Annotated in this window: 20 protein-coding genes; 13 read left to right on the top strand and 7 right to left on the bottom strand. The window is 64.0% G+C overall.

Annotation, left to right across the window (positions count from 1 at the left end; translation table 11 throughout):
• Window positions 1-16: 16 nt before the first annotated feature.
• A complete protein-coding gene (gene ykgO, locus ACVW1B_RS41260) occupies window positions 17-142 on the bottom strand; it encodes a type B 50S ribosomal protein L36 (RefSeq protein WP_002718645.1) in 126 nt (41 codons plus the stop codon).
• 464 nt (window positions 143-606) lie between these two features.
• Here ykgO and ACVW1B_RS41255 point away from each other — a divergent pair, with 464 nt between their 5' ends.
• From ACVW1B_RS41255 to ACVW1B_RS41240, 4 genes are read left to right on the top strand one after another with little or no spacing between them, the layout of a single operon-like run.
• Window positions 607-1,491: an amidohydrolase family protein gene (locus ACVW1B_RS41255; RefSeq protein WP_456777654.1), complete on the top strand. Its 885-nt coding sequence runs from the start codon at window positions 607-609 to the stop codon at window positions 1,489-1,491.
• Between the two features lie 36 nt (window positions 1,492-1,527).
• Window positions 1,528-2,367 carry a dienelactone hydrolase family protein gene (locus ACVW1B_RS41250; RefSeq protein ID WP_456777655.1) on the top strand — a complete coding sequence of 280 codons (840 nt, stop codon included), beginning with the start codon at window positions 1,528-1,530 and terminating at the stop codon, window positions 2,365-2,367.
• The gene (locus ACVW1B_RS41245) at window positions 2,364-3,107 is read left to right on the top strand and encodes a haloacid dehalogenase type II (protein ID WP_456822944.1); all 744 of its coding nucleotides are present in this window, start codon (window positions 2,364-2,366) and stop codon (window positions 3,105-3,107) included. The genes ACVW1B_RS41250 and ACVW1B_RS41245 overlap by 4 nt, the downstream gene beginning before the upstream one ends.
• A 20-nt stretch (window positions 3,108-3,127) precedes the next feature.
• Window positions 3,128-3,601 (top strand): YbaK/EbsC family protein, encoded by a 474-nt coding sequence (locus ACVW1B_RS41240; RefSeq protein WP_456777657.1) that lies wholly within the window; start codon window positions 3,128-3,130, stop codon window positions 3,599-3,601.
• On the opposite strand, the gene ACVW1B_RS41235 is transcribed toward ACVW1B_RS41240, so the two are convergent.
• The 4 genes from ACVW1B_RS41235 to ACVW1B_RS41220 form a co-directional block, all read right to left on the bottom strand.
• Entirely contained in the window at window positions 3,598-3,978 is a 381-nt protein-coding gene (locus ACVW1B_RS41235; protein ID WP_168856521.1) for a hypothetical protein, read from the bottom strand. The two genes, ACVW1B_RS41240 and ACVW1B_RS41235, sit on opposite strands and share 4 nt — an antisense overlap.
• Before the next feature lie 141 nt (window positions 3,979-4,119).
• Window positions 4,120-5,109, bottom strand: coding sequence for a tripartite tricarboxylate transporter substrate binding protein (locus tag ACVW1B_RS41230; RefSeq protein WP_456777658.1), 990 nt, complete (start codon window positions 5,107-5,109; stop codon window positions 4,120-4,122).
• Between the two features lie 398 nt (window positions 5,110-5,507).
• A complete protein-coding gene (locus ACVW1B_RS41225; protein ID WP_456822943.1) occupies window positions 5,508-7,943 on the bottom strand; it encodes a Nal1-like putative serine protease in 2,436 nt (811 codons plus the stop codon).
• 172 nt (window positions 7,944-8,115) lie between these two features.
• Window positions 8,116-9,030 (bottom strand): LysR family transcriptional regulator, encoded by a 915-nt coding sequence (locus ACVW1B_RS41220; RefSeq protein ID WP_016846155.1) that lies wholly within the window; start codon window positions 9,028-9,030, stop codon window positions 8,116-8,118.
• A gap of 116 nt (window positions 9,031-9,146) precedes the next feature.
• Between ACVW1B_RS41220 and ACVW1B_RS41215 the strand changes: the two genes are divergently transcribed.
• The 5 genes from ACVW1B_RS41215 to ACVW1B_RS41195 all read left to right on the top strand — a co-directional run bounded on the left by ACVW1B_RS41215 (window position 9,147) and on the right by ACVW1B_RS41195 (window position 14,357).
• Complete coding sequence (locus ACVW1B_RS41215) at window positions 9,147-9,899, top strand: SDR family NAD(P)-dependent oxidoreductase (RefSeq protein ID WP_253588107.1); 753 nt, start codon at window positions 9,147-9,149, stop codon at window positions 9,897-9,899.
• A gap of 75 nt (window positions 9,900-9,974) precedes the next feature.
• On the top strand, window positions 9,975-10,673 hold the full coding sequence (locus ACVW1B_RS41210) for a pirin family protein (RefSeq protein ID WP_092086905.1): 699 nt from the start codon (window positions 9,975-9,977) through the stop codon (window positions 10,671-10,673).
• Window positions 10,674-10,822: 149 nt separating this feature from the next.
• Window positions 10,823-11,422, top strand: coding sequence for an NAD(P)H:quinone oxidoreductase (gene wrbA, locus ACVW1B_RS41205; RefSeq protein ID WP_456777660.1), 600 nt, complete (start codon window positions 10,823-10,825; stop codon window positions 11,420-11,422).
• Between the two features lie 237 nt (window positions 11,423-11,659).
• Entirely contained in the window at window positions 11,660-13,276 is a 1,617-nt protein-coding gene (locus ACVW1B_RS41200) for a B12-binding domain-containing radical SAM protein (RefSeq protein WP_456777661.1), read from the top strand.
• A 133-nt stretch (window positions 13,277-13,409) separates the two neighbouring features.
• Window positions 13,410-14,357, top strand: coding sequence for a DUF5996 family protein (locus tag ACVW1B_RS41195; RefSeq protein ID WP_253604326.1), 948 nt, complete (start codon window positions 13,410-13,412; stop codon window positions 14,355-14,357).
• A 20-nt stretch (window positions 14,358-14,377) separates the two neighbouring features.
• Here the strand turns inward: ACVW1B_RS41195 and ACVW1B_RS41190 are convergent, their stop codons facing one another.
• Window positions 14,378-14,524, bottom strand: coding sequence for a hypothetical protein (locus ACVW1B_RS41190; RefSeq protein ID WP_253604328.1), 147 nt, complete (start codon window positions 14,522-14,524; stop codon window positions 14,378-14,380).
• Window positions 14,525-14,688: 164 nt separating this feature from the next.
• Here ACVW1B_RS41190 and ACVW1B_RS41185 point away from each other — a divergent pair, with 164 nt between their 5' ends.
• Window positions 14,689-15,795, top strand: a complete 1,107-nt coding sequence (locus tag ACVW1B_RS41185; protein WP_456777662.1) for a glycoside hydrolase family 5 protein — start codon at window positions 14,689-14,691, stop codon at window positions 15,793-15,795.
• A gap of 93 nt (window positions 15,796-15,888) precedes the next feature.
• Window positions 15,889-17,406 carry a hypothetical protein gene (locus tag ACVW1B_RS41180; RefSeq protein WP_456777663.1) on the top strand — a complete coding sequence of 506 codons (1,518 nt, stop codon included), beginning with the start codon at window positions 15,889-15,891 and terminating at the stop codon, window positions 17,404-17,406.
• 48 nt (window positions 17,407-17,454) lie between these two features.
• Here ACVW1B_RS41180 and ACVW1B_RS41175 read toward each other — a convergent pair whose 3' ends face one another.
• Window positions 17,455-18,054 carry a 3-keto-disaccharide hydrolase gene (locus ACVW1B_RS41175; protein ID WP_057015457.1) on the bottom strand — a complete coding sequence of 200 codons (600 nt, stop codon included), beginning with the start codon at window positions 18,052-18,054 and terminating at the stop codon, window positions 17,455-17,457.
• A 219-nt stretch (window positions 18,055-18,273) separates the two neighbouring features.
• Between ACVW1B_RS41175 and ACVW1B_RS41170 the strand changes: the two genes are divergently transcribed.
• Both ACVW1B_RS41170 and ACVW1B_RS41165 read left to right on the top strand, forming a co-directional pair.
• The gene (locus ACVW1B_RS41170) at window positions 18,274-18,744 is read left to right on the top strand and encodes a cupin domain-containing protein (protein ID WP_229160372.1); all 471 of its coding nucleotides are present in this window, start codon (window positions 18,274-18,276) and stop codon (window positions 18,742-18,744) included.
• A 70-nt stretch (window positions 18,745-18,814) separates the two neighbouring features.
• The gene (locus ACVW1B_RS41165; RefSeq protein ID WP_057015458.1) at window positions 18,815-19,054 is read left to right on the top strand and encodes a DUF2171 domain-containing protein; all 240 of its coding nucleotides are present in this window, start codon (window positions 18,815-18,817) and stop codon (window positions 19,052-19,054) included.
• Window positions 19,055-19,102: the final 48 nt, after the last annotated feature.

Raw genomic sequence — 19,102 nt, 5'->3', positions numbered from 1 at the left:
GATCAGATTTGTTGGATCAACCCTGGCGCGCCTTGAAGCGGCGCTGGACCTTGTTGATCACATAGACGCGGCCCTTGCGGCGAACCAGACGGTTGTTGCGATGGCGGCCGCGCAGCGACTTGAGCGAGTTACGGACCTTCATGGGACAATCCTGTTACTTCGAAAGGCCCGTGTTGGAGGCCGTACCTGATCAATGCCAATAATTGGCAAAATGGGATTTATCCCGACAAGCGGCCTGCCGCCCGGGACCGCCGCGTTCTAAGCCATCGGACCGTTAAATGTCAACCGAGATGGGCCGATTTTCGGGCCTGCCCTGGTCCGGAACCCGCGCCGGGTACCGCGCCATGCCATTGAGATCGCTTCGGAAACGGCGACGACTACAATTATCCGGACCAACGACGGACCCGCCGTCGCCCTTTGACCATGGCGCCACGGCCGCCGAATCGAGTTTTCGTCCTCCTCGCGCCCGCCCCCGACCGAACCGGACCTCGCGCCGGGCCGAGCTCGGCGCGAGGCCATAAGCCTTCAACGCCACAGCGCTTGCGAAAATCGTTATATCATATAATTATTTTCCATCACCAATGAACACGCCGCCGGGGAAACCGAATGCCCAAGCTCAAACTGCCCGACATCGAAAAGGTCATCGCCATCGACATCCACACCCATGCCGAGGAGCCGTGCGGCATGCATGGCGACGACGGCTATGACGACTTCCAGGCGCAGATGGCCGACTACTTCAAGTCGCCGCACAAACATCCGCCGACCGTGCCGGAGACCGCGGCCTACTACCGCGCCAAGAACATCGCCGCGGTGATCTTCCCGGTCGACGCCGAGCGCGAGACCGGTTTCCGCCGCTACAACAATTACGAAATGCTCGAGGTCGCCTCCGACCATCTCGACGTGCTGATCCCGTTCGTCTCGATCGATCCGCACAAGGGCAAGCTCGGCGTCCGCGAGGCACGCAAGCTGATCGAGGAATACGGCGTCCGCGGCTTCAAATTCCACCCGACCATGCAGGGCTTCTACGCCAACGACCGCATGGCCTATCCGCTCTATGAAGCCATCAACGACGGCGGCGCGATCGCGCTGTTCCACACCGGCCAGACCGGCGTCGGCTCCGGCATGCCGGGCGGCATGGGGATGCGGCTGAAATATTCCAACCCGATGTACATGGACGACGTCGCTGCGGATTTTCCCGACCTCAAGATCATCCTCGCGCATCCCTCCTTCCCCTGGCAGGAAGAGGCGCTGTCGGTCGCGACCCACAAGCCGAACGTCTATATCGACCTGTCTGGCTGGTCGCCGAAATACTTCCCGCCGATCCTGGTCCGCTACATCAACTCGATCCTGCAGGACAAGATGCTGTTCGGCTCCGACTGGCCGGTGATCACGCCGGACCGCTGGCTCGCCGACTTCGCCAAGCTCGACATCCGCGAGGAGATCCGGCCGAAGGTCCTGAAGGCCAACGCGCGGAAGATTTTGGGAATCTAAGGGAGTATTGTCGGCGGCAAGCTTCGGAGGTGGTTCATGACGAACTTCACCGGACTTGCCACCCTCTCCGCACTCCTGATCGGAAGCGCAGGACTCTGCTGCGCGGCACGCGGCGGGCAGCCGCCCGCGTTCGTCGAATTCGAGAGCCCGCTTGCAAGTGCGCAGCCGCTGCAAGGCTATCTGCGAACACCCGATGGACCGGGCCCCTCGCCCGCCGTGGTGCTGCTGCACGGCTGCAGCGGCTTCTTCAAGCAACTCGACGAGCGCTGGGGCAAGCGCTTGGCGGCCTGGGGCTATGTCACGCTCACGGTCGACCGGTTCGGGCCGCGCGGCATCACCAGCGCCTGCACGAGCGGCGCGCCGGCCGCAACCGTCCATGACGCCTATCGTGCGCTGAGCTATCTCGCGCGGCAATCGGCGGTCGATCCTGATCGCGTCGCGGTGGTCGGGTTCTCGCAAGGCGCCTGGCTCGCCCTGCTCTCGGTCGAGCGTGGCGCGATCGAACATAACGCGGCAGAGAAATTCCGCGCAGCCGTCGCATTCTACCCGCCCTGCCTCAGCATCAAGGGCGACATGACGGTGCCGACGCTGATCATGGTCGGCGAGCTCGACGACTGGACGCCGGCCAAGGAGTGCCGGACCCTGGCCGAGGGCCGCGACGACTACGGCATCTCCCGGCAGAATCATGCGGGACACCCGATCGAGCTGATTGTCTATCCCGGCGCCTATCACGGTTTCGACGTGCCGCATTACACCACGCCGGTGCAGCTGCTCGGTCATCACCTCGAATTCAACGAGGTGGCCAGGGATCAATCCATCGACGCACTCAGGAAATTCCTGTATGCGACAATCGGCGGGCAAGAGAGATCACAATGACCATCAAGGCAATCGTCTTCGACGCCTACGGCACACTCTACGACGTCCAGTCGGTGGCCGACGTCACCGAGGATGCGTTTCCCGGCTACGGCGACATCATCACGCAGGTCTGGCGCATCAAGCAGCTCGAATACTCCTGGCTGCGTTCGCTGATGCGGCGTTACCAGGATTTCGCTGTCGTAACCCACGACTCCCTCGCCTACACGCTGCGCTGCCTCGGCCTGCAATATGACGCGGCGACCTTCGCCCGCATCATCGACAAATATCAGCATCTGGCGCTGTATCCGGATGCGCTCGCCGCGCTCGAGGCGATGAAGGACAAGAAGCTCGCGATCCTGTCCAACGGCAGCCCTGACATGCTGAATGCGCTGGTGCGCAATTCAGGCCTCGACCGCGTGCTCGATGCCACCATCAGCGTCGATGCCCACAAGGTGTTCAAGCCGGCGCCCGAGGCCTACACGCTGATCGAGGAGGTGCTGAAAGTACCGCCGGCGGAGGTGCTGTTCATCTCCTCCAATCCGTGGGACGCCTGCGGTGCCAAGTCGTTCGGCCTCAACGTCGCATGGATCGAGCGGGTGACGCCGCAAGCGATGGCGCTGGCCTGCGTCGAAAGCGAGACGGTCGCCCCATTGACGATGTTCAAGGCGCTACGTACCCAGATGGACGAGCTCGGCGTCGTGCCCGATCACCGGATCCGCGGTCTCTCCGAACTTCCTGCCCTGGTGTCTGCCAGATCCTGACTAGCAAGGTCCTGAACAACATGAGCCTCGAGTCCGTCCGCGCCTTCTTCGCCGAGAAGGCGCCCGAAATCTCCGTGATCGAATCCAACACGAGCTCCGCGACCGTCGTGCTGGCGGCGGAGGCCTATGGCGTCGAGCCGGCGCGGATCGCCAAGACGCTGAGCCTGCGGGTCGGCGACCGCGTGGTGCTGATCGTCGCCGCCGGGACGTCGCGGATGGACAACAAGAAGGTGAAGGCGGCGTTCGGCGGCAAGCCGAAGATGCTCGGCCTCGACGAGGTCGCCGACATCACAGGCCACGAGGTCGGCGGCGTCTGCCCGTTCGGGCTGAAGACGCCGCTGCCGGTCTATTGCGACGTGTCGCTGAAGGCGTTCGATGTCGTGGTGCCGGCGGCAGGCTCGACCCACAGCGCGGTCCGCATCACGCCCGACAAGATGGCGGAGCTGACTGCGGCCGAATGGGTCGACGTCTGCGAAGTCAGACCTGGGGACTAGTCCTCATCGTCGAACGGCGGCCGCGATGGCGCCGGCTGCATCGGCTGTGGTGCGCGCGGCCGCTGCTGCATCTGCGGCTGCTGCGGCGCACGGCCCTGCGCTTGCGGCTGTTGGGCCCGCCCCTGGGTCTGCGACTGTTGCGCGTTTGATTCGAACACGGCGCGACAACTGTTGGAAAGTTGCGGCGTGTTCTGCCGCAGGCAAGCCACGATGCGCTGCACGTCGGGCACCTGGTCGCTGCAGAGCCGCCACACGTCCGGTGTGCACGCCATCTGCTGTTCCCAGGTTCCCCGATACTCCTCGGCGACGGCGGCCGTTGCCGTGACAGCTCCGCCGATCGCTATGGCAAGGCTCAGGACGATCCGCTGCGATCGCATGTCGGGCTCCCGTTGTTCCAGATACTGGCCCGCGCGCGCATGTTCCCGCGCCGCGATTTGCTCCAAAGCTGCCCAATGAATGCGGCCAAGGATCGTTCGCGCGGACAACTAAAAGTGAAGAGAGTTTGTCCCGGGAGTTCCCTATTCGACCTTGCCGATCTTCTTCACCGCCGCGATCAACCGCGCGCTGTCGTCTGCAACAAATTTTGAGAACGCCGGCGCGTCCATATAGGCGACCGGACTGCCCGCAGTCTCGAAAGTCTTGATCACCTCCGGCGCCTTCACGGCATCAGCCATCGCCGCGCGCAGCCGCTCCATGATCGGCGCCGGCAGCGCTGACTGCGCGAACAGTCCCGCCCAGATGTAGAACTCGACGTCCTTGTAGCCGAGTTCCTTGAAGGTCGGCAGATCGGGGAAGCTCGCGATCCGCTCGGCGCCCCAATTGGCGAGCACGCGCATCTTGCCGTCCTCGACCTGCTGCTTGAGCGTGCCCGGCGCCGACGCCAATGCCTGCACGGTGCCGGAAAGCAGTGCGGTGAGCGCCGGGCCTGCGCCGCGGAACGGCACATGCAGCAGCTTGATTCCTGCGCTCGCCGCGAACATCTCCATCGCGACATGCAGCGTGCCGTACGGACCGGACGAGCCGTAGGGGATCTGTCCCGGGCGTTTCTTCGCGTCGTCGACGAATTCCTGCAGCGTCTGCCACGGCGCCGAGGCCGGCACCGCCAGCAGCGTCGGGTCGGCGAGCACGCGCGCGATCGGCGCGAACTGCGACACCTCGTAGGCAACCGGACGATCGAACAGCCGGTCGGCCTCCGGCAGCACCGCGAGCGAGGACAGCGTCATCAGCAGCGTATAGCCGTCGGGCTCGGCGCGCGCCGCCTGCGCATTGCCGATCGATCCGCCTGCTCCGCCGGCGCGATTGTCGACGATGACGGGCTTGCCGAGGATGCGCTCCAGCGCGAGCGCCACCGGCCGCGCCGCAAGGTCGGCCTGGCCACCGGCCGGAAACGGCACGATCATCGTGATGTTGCGGTTGGGATAGGCGGCTTGCGCAAACGCGGAGTTGGCGAGCGCAGCCTGCGCAAGCGGCAATGCGGCAGCGACGCGCAGGAGTTCGCGGCGGTTCATCGAGAGTTTCTCCCCAATCATCTTTTTTGGCGATCGCAACCGATCGCGATGCCGCGGTCAGAGCCGCGGCTTGGTCGTATCGTGCAGGAGCGGAGCGCTGATCTCAAGCGTCCCGCGCGTCGCACCTGACGCCGACTGACCGATGGGGAAGATCGAGCCTGGTCGGGCCGAGTGCATGTTGAGATTCGATCGAATAACGACGGCGCTGTGCTCCCTCTCCCCGTTCTTACGGGGAGAGGGTTGGGGTGAGGGGCTGCCTCCGCGTAAACGGCGACAGTTGGACTTGTGGAGGCTCCCCCTCACCCGGAACGTATCTGACGATGCGTTCCGACCTCTCCCCGCACGCGGGGCGAGGTAAAGCTGAGTCCGCTGCGCGATGCGATGCAAGTCATCTTGCTCTAGCGCTTGCGCGCCGCCTTGCGGGTCTTTCCGACCGACCGCTTGCTGGCGGCGCCGCGCTTGGTCGCGGTCTTCTTGCTGGCGGCCGCGCGTCGGACCGGAGCAGCTGCGGCCGGCCGCTTGCGCGCCACCGCCTTCTTCGGCGCCTTCCTGGTCGTTTCCCTCGCAGCTTTCCTGGCGGCCTTCTTCGCTGCTTGCGGACGCGCGCGTCGCGCGGTTGTCGCGCCGCGGCGCCGCGTGCTGCTGCCTCCGATCGGAACGAGGTGGTCGTCGGCATCCAGTGTGAGTTGCTGGAGCGGAAACGCCGGCAGGAAGCTCGGGTCGTTGTAGAGCTTGCTCAAACTGTCCTGATCGAACTTGCCGCCCTGCCCGCGGTCCTCGCCCGCGCCGGCGCGCCAGGCCGCTTCCCAGACCCGGGCCAGGGTCTTGGCACCATCCTGCATGCAGGCCGCGGTGGCATCCTTCAGCTTCGACCACAGCGCCTCGACCTGGCCGCTGCCCATGTGGGAGTTGAACAGGTTGACGATGGTCATCGGCGGCAGCCGCTTCACGGTCCGCTGCATCAGCGCGACCACGGCAACCGCGGCGTCGCGGCCGGTCGGGGTGCCGCCCGGGACGATCTCCGCGACGTCGCTGGTCCTGGCGTCAGGGATCATCTTGATGAGATCCTTGCCGTGGTGGCCGATCATCGTGGTCTCGTACACGCTGTGCACCTTGGCATGCGCCTTGTCGTTCGGATCGAGGCCATGGTGGAATTGCGAGATATGCAGCGGCTGGCAGGCATCGCCGATGTAATGTGCGACGATGCCCGCGGCGCAGACGAATTCCAACTTCTTGTTGGCGGCGGCATACTCGACCATCTCGTCGAAAATCTGCCAGACCCGGAACGGCAATGCACCGCGCCGGTCCTCGCCGATCCCTTCGTAATAGTCGTTCCAGACCTTCGGATCGACGTTGCGCGTCGACTCCGCGCAAAGATCGAGCAGCGTCTTGCCGTCCCTGCCGGGCTTGTCCATGTCGGCGAAATGGTTGCTTTCGTCGGTGTGCCGGGTGAAGCGCCAGACCAGGTCGGCGACATCGGCCAGCGGCGAGAACGTGCCTCGCTGATGCGGCTTGAGGTCGACGAGCAGCTTGTCGTCGAGGCCGATATTGTCGGCATTGGCGTCCATCATGGCGGCAAGCTTGGGAAGCTTCGCGGCAATCAGACCGGTCGCGTAGGCGCCGATCTTGACGTGACCCCATTCGCCCCAATACTCGGTATGGCCCGCGTTCCAGTCGCCGATCAGTTCGACATCGAGCTCACGGCACAGCGTCGACATGCAGATGCCGAGCGCGACCTGCATCGGGACCTTGCCGCTCGATCCGAACAATTCCTGGCCGCCCCATTCGAGCGCCAGGGGACTGAGGATCCGCGCGCCGCTGGCGTTCTTCTTGGCGTCCGGATCGTCGACAAACCAGACCGTGCCGGAGTCGCCCGGATAATTGTTGAGCGGCGTGTCGCCGTCGCGCGGGCCGATCACGAAATCGCTGACATATTCCACGCCGCCGACGGTCTTGTAGCGATAGAACAGGCCGAGGATCTTGCCCTTCATCAATCCGCTGGTCGCACCGAACGCGATCAGCGGCTGGTTGATGATGTCGAGACGGAAGGTGCCGACATTGAGGTCGACGACGTCGCCGACCTGGCCGACGCCGTAAACCTGTGCGGTCCAGCCCTTGACGTCATCGACGCGGATCAGGCCGGCATCGAGATTGGCCACCACGCGCGAGCCGGGCCAGCCGGGATAGACCTCGCTGAAGGCGCGCTTGCCGAGTTGCAGTGCATCGCTGATGCCGAGGCGGCGGTCGGTGTTCTTGAAGCCGGCGAAGATCTCGCGGCCGGCAGCGCCGACCACGTGACGGTTGGAGAGCGCAAACACCGTCTCGCCATTGGTGACGAGACAGCCGATCGAGCCGCGGTGGATCTTGCCCTGGATCATGGTCTGCACCGGAAAGCCGCCGCCGACCAGATCGCTCTTGAACACCGGCGGATCGACGGTGCCGGGACTGCCCTCGTTCGGATCGACCTTGACGACGCAGGTGGGCACGACGCGACCATCCGGCAGATAGAGGAACGGAGGCACCAGCTGGTCCTGCTTCTCGGGATGGTTCTTCAGCTCGGAGCGCTTCATCCAGTCGCGGACGAAGACGAGGATGCAGGGCCACGACCAGTCCTTGACCGACGAATTGAACAGCGTGCGCGGTCCGAGTGCCTGCGGCTTGGAGTGCGCCTTTCTTTCCGTCGCGTTGCGGTCGTTGTCCCGGATCAGATAGCGGCCGATCGCCGTGGCGTAGACCGATTGCAGATGTGCCAGATGCACGTGATAGGCCTCGCGGGCATCGAGCAGATCCTTCACCGACAATGACGTGAAGTCATGCTTGGTCAGATCAATCATCTGGTTCCTCCGAAAATGCGCTTTGCGGCAACACCGGTGCAGGACGCAGAAATAGACGATCGCGGCAGCCCTCGATCGTGGGTTAGTTCACATAAGCAATACAATTTAAAAGGGATGACACGAATGTGACGGGGCGGGCCGGATGTCCCTCCACCGCTCCGCGTGCGGATTTCTATTTCCGCTGCGCGCGCCCTTTGGCGAAATGCTTCGCCAGGAAATCCGCCAGCACCTCGACGCGCGCGGGCCGCGGGCCGCCGGGCGGGGTGACGAGATGCACGGCGCCCTCGGGCTGCTTCCAGCCTTTCAGGATCACCTCGACCTCGCCCCGCGCGATCGCGTCGCCGACGATGAAGTCGGGCAGATCGGCGATGCCGAGACCGGCGAGCAGCGCGGGCATCACAGCCTCGCCATTATTGACCCGGAGCTGGCCGGCGGGACGCACGCTCGCCTGCTCGCCCGACGCGTTGGTGTAGTGCCAGACGCCCTGAGTCGAGAGATAGGCGTAGCCGAAGCATTTGTGCTCGGCGAGATGCATCGGATGGGTCGGCCGGCCGTGGCGCTTCAGATAGGACGGCGCGGCCACCGTGTAGCGCGGCATGCCGCACAGCCGCCGCGCGATCAGTGAGGAGTCCGGCAGCCGCGCGATGCGCAGCCCGGCATCAAAACCCTCGCCGATCAGATCGACCGTGGCGTCGCTCAAGTGCAGGTCGATCGACACCTCCGGATAGGCCTCCATGAATTCCGGCAGCAGCGGCGCCACCGTCTTGATGCCGAAGCTCATCGGCACTGCGAGCCGCACCAGGCCGCGCGGCGTGGTCGATTGCGCCAGCGCCTCGTTCTCGGCGGCCTCGCCATCGGCGAGCAGCCGCGCGGCGCGCTCCGACAATTTCTGGCCGGCATCGGTCAGCGCCAGCCGCCGCGAGGTGCGGTTGAACAGCCGGGCGCCGAGCCGCTCCTCCAGCCGGCTGACCGCCTTGGACACCGTCGCCTTGGACAGCGAGAGCTCGGTCGCGGCCGCCGCAAACGACCGTAATTCCACGACTTTTGCGAAGATCGCGAGCGCCTCGAAGTCCGGCAGTTTCGACATGGGCCGCTGTCCTGATTGCTCAATACTGGAAACAATGAGTTTCAATAGTTTCTATTTCTATACCACAGCCGGAGGCATATCCAAGTGCCATCAAATTCAACCGATGGAGAAATCCAATGACAAAGAAGCTCTCAGGCAAGGTTGCCCTCGTCACCGGCGGCTCGCGCGGCATCGGCGCGGCCAGCGCCCGTGCACTCGCCGCGGAAGGTGCGAGCGTCGCGATCAGCTACGTCGCCTCTCCCGAGAAGGCCGAGGCCGTGGTCGCCGAATTGAAGGGCAAGGGCGTCAACGCCCGCGCCTACAAGGCCGACCAGGCCTCGTCATCCGATGTCGATCAGCTGGTGAAGACCGTCGCCAAGGATTTTGGCCGGCTCGACATCCTGGTCAACAATGCCGGTGTCGCATCGGGCGGCGCGGTCGACGACCCCAAGGCCGACACCGCGACGCTCGCCCGCCAGGAGGCGATCAACATCAACGGCGTGATCACCGCGATCCGCGCCGCCTCCAAGCTGATGGGCGAAGGCGGCCGCATCGTCACCGTCGGCTCGATGCTGGCGGACCGCGCCTCGTTCCCGGGGCTTGCCGACTACGTCGCCACCAAGGCGGCCGTCGTCGGCTACACCAAGGGCGCGGCGCGCGACCTCGGACCGCGCGGCATCACCGTGAACGTGGTGCAGCCCGGCTCGATCGACACCGACATGAACCCGAAGGACGGCGGCGAGTTTGCCGAGACGCAACGTTTGCAGCACGCGCTGCAACGCTTCGGCCGCCCGGAGGAAGTCGCAGCGGGCGTCGTGTTCCTGGCAAGCCCGGAAGCCTCGTTCGTGACCGGCACCGTGCTCAACGTCGACGGCGGCTTCGGCGCCTGATCGCAAAATTTTCTGGAGACGCCGGGCGCAGTGCGCCCGGCCTGCTCCTCAACATCGACATCAAGGGGAATGACCATGATCGAACTCAGACCATTCGCAAAGCTTGGCGGCGCCGACCACGGCTGGCTGAAGGCCAAGCACCACTTCTCGTTCGCGAGCTACTACGATCCCGATAATGTCAGCCACGGCGCGCTGCGCGTCTGGAACGACGACGAGATCGCGCCCAACTCCGGCTTCCCGGCGCATCCGCACGCCAACATGGAGATCATCACCTATGTTCGCGAAGGCGCAATCACGCACCAGGACTCGCTCGGCAACAAGGGACGCACCGAAGCCGGCGACGTCCAGGTGATGAGCGCCGGCAGCGGCATCCGTCACTCCGAGTACAATCTGGAGCCGGCGAAGACCAAGATCTTCCAGATCTGGATCGAGCCGACGACGAAGGGCGGCCACCCGACCTGGGGCTCGAAGCCATTCCCGAAGGCGGACCGCTCCGGCAAGCTCGTCACTATCGCCTCGGGTATCGACGGCGACGACGACGCGCTGCCGATCCGTGCCGATGCGCGGGTGCTCGCCACCACGCTGAAGGCCGGCGAGAGCGCGGAATACGCGGCCGACAAGGCCCGTCACCTCTATCTGGTGCCGGCGGCCGGCAGCATTGAGGTCAACGGCGTGCGCGTCAATGCCCGCGACGGCGCCGCGATCCGCGACGAGGCCAAGCTAAAGATCACCGCGCTCGAGGATGCCGAGCTCGTGCTCGTCGACGCGGCCTGATCACCACATCCACACTCGTCATGCCCGGGCTTGACCCGGGCATCCATCGGGCTTCGCAAGAGTTCTCCGTTTGATGGATTGCCGGGTCAAGCCCGGCAATGACGGGGTTCCTTAACCTCACCCTACTGCCAAACCACAAGGAGGCCATCATGGCCAAGGTTCTCGTTCTCTATTACTCTGCCTACGGTCACATCGAAGCCATGGCGAATGCCGTCGCGGAAGGCGCGCGCGAAGCCGGCGCCACCGTCGACATCAAGCGCGTCCCCGAGCTGGTGCCGGCCGAAGTCGCCAAGGCCTCGTACTACAAGCTCGACCAGGCCGCGCCGATCGCCAAGATCGACGATCTCGCCAACTACGATGCGATCATCGTCGGCACCGGCACCCGGTTCGGCCGCATGGCCTCGCAGATGGCCAACTTCCTCGACCAGGCCGGCGGCCTCTGGGCCAAGGGCGCGCTGCACGGCAAGGTCGGCGGCGCCTTCACCTCGAGCGCGACCCAGCATGGCGGCCAGGAGACCACGCTGTTCTCGATCATCACCAACCTCCTGCATTTCGGCATGACGGTGGTCGGCCTGAACTATGGCTTTGCCGGACAGATGAAGCTCGACGAGGTCACCGGCGGCGCGCCCTACGGCGCAACCACGATCACCGGCGGCGACGGCAGCCGCCAGCCGAGCGAGAACGAACTCGCCGGCGCCCGCTATCAGGGCCGCGCGATCGCGGAGACCGCGAGGAAACTTCACGACTGATGCGACGGGGGCGGCATTCTCGTTCGCGATTGCCGCCCCTACCAAGTCGCGACGTCGTTCCCGGACAACGGCGCAAGAGCGATCGCTGCTCGAACGCCAAGAGACGCCAAGAAAGGCCGATAATCGACGTAATAGGCGTCCATGCCCAGGATTGCCTGACAATTGGCCGCGAATTGAGCCCTTGAGCGGCGACAAGCCGCGTGTCATCGTGCCCGTCAATATCCAGGCCGGAGCAACATGACGGTTCCCTGTCGCGTCCTAATGATCTATCCGAAGTTCGTTCAGGACTCCTTCTGGAACTATACGGAAGCTTGTGAACTCGTCGATGCGAAGTATCCGGCGGCGCCGCTCGGACTGATCACCGTCGCCGCCATGCTGCCGAAGCATTGGGATATTCGCCTCATCAACCGTAACACCGAGCCCTTGACGGACGCCGATCTCGACTCGGCCGATCTTGTCATGATCGGCGGCATGCTCAACCAGCAACCTGATTTTCTCCACCTGATCGATCTCGCACACCGGCACGGCAAGCCGGTATGTGTCGGCGGACCTGACGTCTCCTCCAGCCCGCATCTTTACGCCGACGCGGACTTCCAGGTGATCGGTGAGGCAGAGCAAATCATTCAGCAATTCGTCGCCGCCTGGGAAAGTGGAGAGCGCAAGGGCGTGTTCGTCGCCGAGAAATTCAAGATCGACGTCACGTTAAGCCCGATGCCCCGCTATGACCTGATCAAGTTCGAGCACTATCTCTTCATTGGCGTGCAATATTCGCGTGGCTGCCCGTTCACCTGCGAGTTCTGCGATATTATCGAGCTGTATGGTCGTGTGCCGCGCACCAAGACCCCCGATCAAATTCTCGCTGAGTTGCAAGCGCTCTACGATCACGGTTATCGCGGACATGTCGATTTCGTCGACGACAACTTCATCGGGAACAAGAAAAACCTCCGCATCCTGCTGCCGCAGCTCAAAGCCTGGCTGGAGGAGCGAGACTATCCGTTCGAGTTTTCGACGGAAGCCTCGATCAATATCGCTGACGATAGCGAGCTGTTGCAGGCGATGAAGGACGCGAACTTCTTCGGGATTTTCGTCGGCATTGAGAGCCCGGATCCGGAGACCCTCGTGCAGATGAAGAAGAAGCAGAACACCCGGCGCGACATCGCCGAATGCATTCACAAGATCTATGGCTACGGCATGTTCGTCACCGCGGGTTTCATCGTCGGGTTCGATACCGAGAAAGCCTCGATGGGGCACGCGATGATCGACTTCATCGAGGAGGCGAGCATTCCAGTCTGCATGGTTGGACTGCTCTATGCACTGCCGGGCACACAGCTGACGCGGCGGCTGGCGAAGGAAGGCCGCCTGCACGAAGGCCACGATCTCATGAAAGTCGAGCAGGCGGGCGACCAATGCACGCTCGGCTGCAATTTCGACACCATACGTCCGCTGCGTGACATCCTTGAGGACTACAAGGCAGTGATCGGGCACGTGTTCAACCCGACGGCCTATGCAGGACGGCTGTCGCGGCTCGCCGCCATGCTCGACCGGTCCGACCGGCGCCGCGACCTGCCGGATGGCGACATACGCAAGAGGCTTGGCGGCATCGAGGGCGTGCACACGATCATGCGTGCCCTGCCGGAGGTCCGCGAACCGTTCTGGAAGACCTTCGTCGAGGTCGCCAAGTCCAATCCGGGCGCGCTTCGCTACATCGTGATGCTGATGGCGCTGTATTTGCATTTCGGGCCATTCTCGAAACACGTGATCCGTGAGATTGACCGCCGGATTGCCGCCCTCGACGATATGCCGCCGGTGAGGACCACGGAGCTTGGGCCGCGAACTAACCTACGTGCGGTTTGACGGCAAAGCGCGTTCGTGCGCTTCGCCGACCAGAGCACGTCGCGCGGAACCAGAGGATCGGTTCGCCCGAGGTCATCGCGACACAATTCGTAATAGCCGAAGCACTGTACGTCGCGCAGCCCAGAGGTTTGTCATGACCAACACACAGAAGACCCGCTGGCCGGAACTGCCGACCGCGGCGTGGCGCGACAGCTGTGCCACGCTCCAGCTCTTCACCCAGATCGCCGGCAAGATCCGGCTGGCGAAGTCGCCCTGGCTCAATCACTCCTGGCACGTCACGCTCTATGTCACGGCGCGCGGGCTGACGACCTCGCCGATCCCCGACGGCGATGGCACGTTCCAGATCGACTTCGATTTCATCGATCACGTGCTCCGCATCTCGACCAGCGACGGCACCGAACGGCAATTCGCGCTGGCCGGTCAATCGGTCGCAAGCTTCTACGCGGCGGTCATGAGCAATCTGAAGGACCTCGGCATCGACGTCGCCATTGACGAGATACCGAACGAAGTCGCCGATCCGATCCGCTTTTCGCAGGATACGCAGCATGCGTCGTACGACGCGGATGCCGTGCGCCGGTTTCACCAGATCCTCGTGAACTGCGATCGCGTGTTCAAGCAATTCCGGACCGGCTTCCTCGGCAAGGCGAGCCCGGTGCATTTCTTCTGGGGCAGCTTCGATCTCGCGGTGACGCGGTTTTCCGGCAGAACCGCGCCGCGGCATCCCGGCGGCGTGCCCCATTTGCCCGATGAAGTGGCGCACGAGGCCTATTCGCACGAGGTCAGCAGCGCCGGCTTCTGGCCGGGCGGCGGCGCGATCGATTATCCCGCGTTCTATTCCTACGCCTATCCGGAACCCGCGGGCTATCGCAGCGCGCCGGTACGGCCCGACGCCGCCTTCTTCAGCGAGGCGCTTGGCGAATTCATCCTGCCCTACGACGCCGTGCGGACGGCTGCGGACCCCGACAAGGCGCTGCTCGAATTCCTGCAATCGAGCTATGAGGCCGCGGCCATCAACGCGAACTGGGACCGTGCTGCGCTGGAATGCGCACCGGGCCAGCCGGGCGTGGTCCGAGGGGTCTAGCGGCGCGCTGTGCCGGCGGCTCAATCCTCTTCGCGCGACGGGGTCGCCTTGCCGAGCGCCTGCTTCAGCCGCGCGGAGAATTTCGGATAGTGACGCAGCGCCAGCACGCCGCGGTCGCGACCAAACGCTTCGTTTGCGATTCTCGTGGATAGTCGGCGAAGGCGCATAAGTTAAATTTTCGTGTTACGCCTTTACCGCATCGTTGCATCGCCGAGCTATCTTTCGGACGACGCCCCGCGACCCCGGCCGGCTCGAACACAACAGGCAGTATATTCGTGAGCGCCCCGCAACCCGTCACGATCCCGCGACAACCACCGCACGCTGATCGGTCATGACGCGGCCATCGATCCTTGCCCTCGCGGTCAGCGCGTCCATTCTGCTGTCGGTCGCCGCGCGGGCTTGCCCCGCCTTGATCGAAGGCGTCCCGGCCGACCGGCTCGAGGCGCTGTCACGCGGCGTCAATGCCGACGGCTGGATGGCCGATCCGCGGTCGGCGCCGCCCCGCAGCCTGCTGCTCGAGCTGCGCAAGGCCGGCATGACCCACATCCGGCTGCCGGTGCCCGCCGACTTCGTCATGCCGCGCTTCGCCGCGAAAGCCGAGATCGACAGCCGCCTGCGCACCGTCAATGCCGCGCTCAAGACCCTGCTCGCGCTCGGCTATGCGGTGTCGATCGACCTGCATTCCAGCGAGCGCTTCAACGCGCTGCACAAGGACGATCCCACCAGTGCGATGATCGAAATGAAGCGCGCCTGGACCGAGCTCGCACGGGTCATGCAGCGCTATCCGTCCGACCGTGTGTTTGCGGAACTGTTGAACGAGCCGGATGTCGAGGCCGCGCAATGGCAGGGCGAAGTCCGGGAGCTGGCCGGTTTCATTCGCGGCCTGCTGCCGCAGACCACGCTGGTCACCGGTCCGGTCAACTGGCAGCGCGCGGATTCGCTGCCGGATTTCACTCCGCTCGACGATCCGAATGTCGTCTATGCCATCCACTTCTATGATCCGATGGTATTCACCCATCAGGCCCATTGGGATCCGGGTGAACCGCTGCATGATGTCACCGGATTGCCTTATCCGGTCCGCGCCGACGATCCCAGGGTTCAGCAGCTGCGGGAGCAGCTCACCGCGCTGGACAAGCGCAAGGCGCTCGCGATGGTGGACCGCGCCATTCCCGACCGCGGCGTCGACAAGTGGCTCGAGCCTGCCGCCGCCTGGCAACGGCAATATTCGCGGCCGATCATCATCAATGAATTCGGTGTGCTCAAGGCCGGAGCGCCGCGCGACAGCCGGCTGCGCTGGCTCGCCGGCGTGACGGCCTACGCCCGGCAACAATGCTGGGGCTGGACCCATTGGGAGCTATCGCAAGGCTTCGGCCTCGCCGACCCGGTCACCGGCAAGGTCGACCGCGAGGCGCTGAGGGCCCTGCTCGGGACCCGCTGACCCATCTGGTTAACCGGTTCTTACACAATGCGCGGCTAGATCGACGATGCGGTGTGGCACGCCCACACGTCCGGTCACATTAGGTCAGAGCCCGTGCAAGCAGAGATAGCCCCGCGGCCGCTGTTGGCCGGCGATCTGATTCCTGCACTCGGCATCGCCGTGGCATCGATCGCATTCGCACCGATCATGCAGGCGGCCAACGCCGGGCTCGCGATCGTCGTCGAAAGCCTGATCGGCTGCGCCATCGTGCTCGCGGTGCCGGCCTACGCGCCGTCGATCGCCATCTTCATCATCTTCTTCCAGAACCTCTTCGTCTCGATCCTGTCGTCCTACATGACGACCGAGCAGGAGATGGATTTCGTCAAGGGCTACAATTTCCTGGTCATCGCGGTGATGTGGCTGGTCACGCTGGCGCTCTACGCGCTGCACGAGCGGAAACATTCCGCCGAGATCGACCGGATCATGAAATGGGGGTTGATCACCCTCGCAACCGTAACGGCGTATTTCCTGCTCGGCGCCACGCAGGACTCGCACGCGGCCCTCGTCTATCTGCGCAACATTGCGCTGCCGCTGTTTCTGTTTCAGCTATCGCTGCTGACGGCCGCAACCTTCGAGATCCGCATCACGCCGTTCCTGGTGACGGTTGCCGCGCTGCTGATCGTCTGCGGATATGTCGAACTGCTGTTCCGCGATTTCTGGCTCTCCATCACCAACGGCTACACGTTCTGGCATTTCGACGAGCTGAAGGCGACCCGCTCCGGATCCTGGGAAGCCGAGATGCGCGCAACCGGCAGGGTGCCGGTGGATCTGATCGATCGCTTCCGTTTCAGCTTTCTCAACAGCCCGTTGTTCGAAGACCTCGGCCTCTCGTCGTTGCTGCGTATCTTCGGACCGAATATGAGCCCGATCAGCTTCGGTTACGGGATCGCCTTCTCCATCCTGTTCCTGTTCGCGGTCGGATATCGCTGGCTGGCCTTGGCCGCGATCCCGCTGCTGATCTGCTGCAGCGTAAAAGGCGCGCTCATCCTGGTCATCTTCGTCGCCCTGGGCTGGACAGCAACCTGGCTGCTCGGCGCAACCGTCACCCTTGCCGTCGCACTGGTCGGGCTCGTGCTGTACGCCATCGCGGCGATCTATATCGGACTCCAGATCGGCGACTTCCACGTAATCGGCTTCATGGGCGGCTGGGACGGCTTTCGGCAGAATCCGATCGGCCGCGGACTTGGCGTCGGCGGCAACCTCTCCGAAGGTTATTTCTCGATCGATTGGAACGCCGCGCAGGCGGCCGGCACGATGGACGGCGCGGTGGAGAGCGCCGTCGGCGTGTTGCTGTACCAGATGGGGATCGGCTCACTGGTGCCGCTTGGCTACTTCCTGGCGATGGCGCTGAAGGCCTGGCGGCTCTACGCCTCGTCGGGAATCCTCATCCAGGGGCTCGCCGCTTTCGGCACGATGGTCGTTCTGGTGAACGGCATCTTCCAGGAAGAGGCGCTGTTTGCGCCGCCGGCACTTGGGCTGTTGCTGTGCCTGACCGGACTCGTGATCGGCCACCATCTGCGCACGCAGAGTGACGATCGGAAGGTCTCTGCGACCGACAGTGCTCCTCAATGAGGAGGGGCCTCGTCGCAGTGCGACCGAGGCCCCGCTCAACCTGCGCCGTCAGAGCGGCTTGATCTGCACCTTGCGGAACTTGACCACGCCCGAACCATACTGGAGCGCGATATAGCCGTTGGCGTGCTTGGAATCCTGGGCGTCGACGGTCTTCTGGCCGTTCAGCGTCACGACGAAATGCGGCCCCTGCGCCGTGATCTCGTAGACGTTCCATTTGCCGGCCGCCTTCGGCATCGGATCGACCTTGCCGACGTCGACAATCGCGCCGGTGCCGTAGGTCGGGTCCGGCCGCTTGTCGAAGATGTTGACCTCGTAGCAGACCTTGGAGTCGATCACCTTGTTGCCTTCGCAGCGGATGAAGATGCCGCTGTTGGCATCCTCGTCGGTCCAGAACTCCGCCCTGATCTGGAAATCCTTGTATTGGGTCTTGCTGACGAGATAGGAGAGATCCTTGCCGTCGAGCTTGTCGGCGACCAGCGCGCCGTCCTTCATCGCCCAATTGGCCTTGCCGACCTCGTCCCAGTCACCCTTCTTGGAGCTGTCGAGCAGCGTGACCCAGCCGTCGTCCCCCGAGGCGGCGGTGGAAAATTGCAGCGCGGCCGCACCGATCACAAGTCCCGCCGCCAGTATCGACAGATGCTTCTTCAAGGTTATCCTCCCGTCTTTTGGTTGGCGCGCAACCTATCATCGTCTGCGGCGGCGTAAATGCTTTTTCATATTGCAACTGCGTTGTGTCACGGATCGTTGTCGCAATCCTGAGGTCAGACATGCACGGCCGCGTCTTGCCGGGCTGAAGCAAGGACGACTAGCATCGCGCGGTATACGAGCGCGGCAGTCGCTCGAGAAATCCGATCTGGGAGCATACCGATGACGGCATCGAACGGGTCCTGGCGATATCTGATGATGCCGTTGGCCCTCGCCGCGACGCTGAGCGTCAGCTCCGCGGCCGAGCTCAATCCGGCCGCCGTCACCTACAAGCTGCCGGATCAGATTCCCTGGAGCCCGGTCGACGCGCGCGGCGCGCAGAATGCGGTCGTGGTCGGCGATCCCTCGAAGCCCGGCTTCTACATGGTCTACACCAAATGGACCAAGGGCAGTCACTTCAGCCGTCCACACTTCCATCCCAACGACCGCTACATCGTGGTCCTCAAGGGTACCTGGTGGGTGGGCTCGGGTCCGAAATTCGATCCCGATCACGGCACCGTGGCGATGCCGGCCGGCAGCTTCGTCACCCATTTCGGCAAGCAGGTGCACTGGGACGGCGCCAAGGACGAGGACGCCGTGCTGCTGATCATGGGCGAAGGCCCGGCCACCGCGACCGAGGTCGAGCAGAAGTAGCCGGAACCGGCTAGCAACCTTTGCATCCAGGCGGCGTTTCATCCTCATCAGCATGACGAGGATATGACGCATGGCAAACGCTGCCGACATTCGGGAACATATGGATGTGATCTCGTCGGACAAGAAAACGGTCGGCAAGGTCGACCACATGGAAGGCACCGACCAGATCAAGCTGACCAAGCAAAGCTCGCCTGACGGTCAGCACCATCACTTCATTCCGCTGTCCTGGGTCGACCATGTCGACCAGCACGTCCACCTCAACAAATCGGGCTCCGACGTGACGGCGCATTGGCAGCACGGCCGCCAATAGCCGCGTTGCGCGAGGTGGGAGCGATGCTATCATCCCGGCCCAAGGAAG

It is taken from the genome of Bradyrhizobium sp. USDA 4502 (assembly GCF_054063355.1).
The sequence above is the reverse complement of the archived record's forward strand: the minus strand, read 5'-3'. Positions and strand labels throughout refer to the sequence as shown.

Bases quoted from the DNA above. Each gene is read 5' to 3' on its own strand.
- ACVW1B_RS41250 (WP_456777655.1), top strand. From the start codon at position 1,528: ATGACGAACTTCACCGGACTTGCCACCCTCTCCGCACTCCTGATCGGA.
- ACVW1B_RS41170 (WP_229160372.1), top strand. From the start codon at position 18,274: ATGACGGCATCGAACGGGTCCTGGCGATATCTGATGATGCCGTTGGCC.
- wrbA (WP_456777660.1), top strand. From the start codon at position 10,823: ATGGCCAAGGTTCTCGTTCTCTATTACTCTGCCTACGGTCACATCGAA.
- ACVW1B_RS41245 (WP_456822944.1), top strand. From the start codon at position 2,364: ATGACCATCAAGGCAATCGTCTTCGACGCCTACGGCACACTCTACGAC.
- ykgO (WP_002718645.1), bottom strand. From the start codon at position 142: ATGAAGGTCCGTAACTCGCTCAAGTCGCTGCGCGGCCGCCATCGCAAC.
- ACVW1B_RS41225 (WP_456822943.1), bottom strand. From the start codon at position 7,943: ATGATTGATCTGACCAAGCATGACTTCACGTCATTGTCGGTGAAGGAT.
- ACVW1B_RS41235 (WP_168856521.1), bottom strand. From the start codon at position 3,978: ATGCGATCGCAGCGGATCGTCCTGAGCCTTGCCATAGCGATCGGCGGA.
- ACVW1B_RS41215 (WP_253588107.1), top strand. From the start codon at position 9,147: ATGACAAAGAAGCTCTCAGGCAAGGTTGCCCTCGTCACCGGCGGCTCG.
- ACVW1B_RS41230 (WP_456777658.1), bottom strand. From the start codon at position 5,109: ATGAACCGCCGCGAACTCCTGCGCGTCGCTGCCGCATTGCCGCTTGCG.
- ACVW1B_RS41195 (WP_253604326.1), top strand. From the start codon at position 13,410: ATGACCAACACACAGAAGACCCGCTGGCCGGAACTGCCGACCGCGGCG.
- ACVW1B_RS41185 (WP_456777662.1), top strand. From the start codon at position 14,689: ATGACGCGGCCATCGATCCTTGCCCTCGCGGTCAGCGCGTCCATTCTG.
- ACVW1B_RS41240 (WP_456777657.1), top strand. From the start codon at position 3,128: ATGAGCCTCGAGTCCGTCCGCGCCTTCTTCGCCGAGAAGGCGCCCGAA.
- ACVW1B_RS41210 (WP_092086905.1), top strand. From the start codon at position 9,975: ATGATCGAACTCAGACCATTCGCAAAGCTTGGCGGCGCCGACCACGGC.
- ACVW1B_RS41200 (WP_456777661.1), top strand. From the start codon at position 11,660: ATGACGGTTCCCTGTCGCGTCCTAATGATCTATCCGAAGTTCGTTCAG.
- ACVW1B_RS41255 (WP_456777654.1), top strand. From the start codon at position 607: ATGCCCAAGCTCAAACTGCCCGACATCGAAAAGGTCATCGCCATCGAC.
- ACVW1B_RS41220 (WP_016846155.1), bottom strand. From the start codon at position 9,030: ATGTCGAAACTGCCGGACTTCGAGGCGCTCGCGATCTTCGCAAAAGTC.
- ACVW1B_RS41190 (WP_253604328.1), bottom strand. From the start codon at position 14,524: ATGCGCCTTCGCCGACTATCCACGAGAATCGCAAACGAAGCGTTTGGT.
- ACVW1B_RS41165 (WP_057015458.1), top strand. From the start codon at position 18,815: ATGGCAAACGCTGCCGACATTCGGGAACATATGGATGTGATCTCGTCG.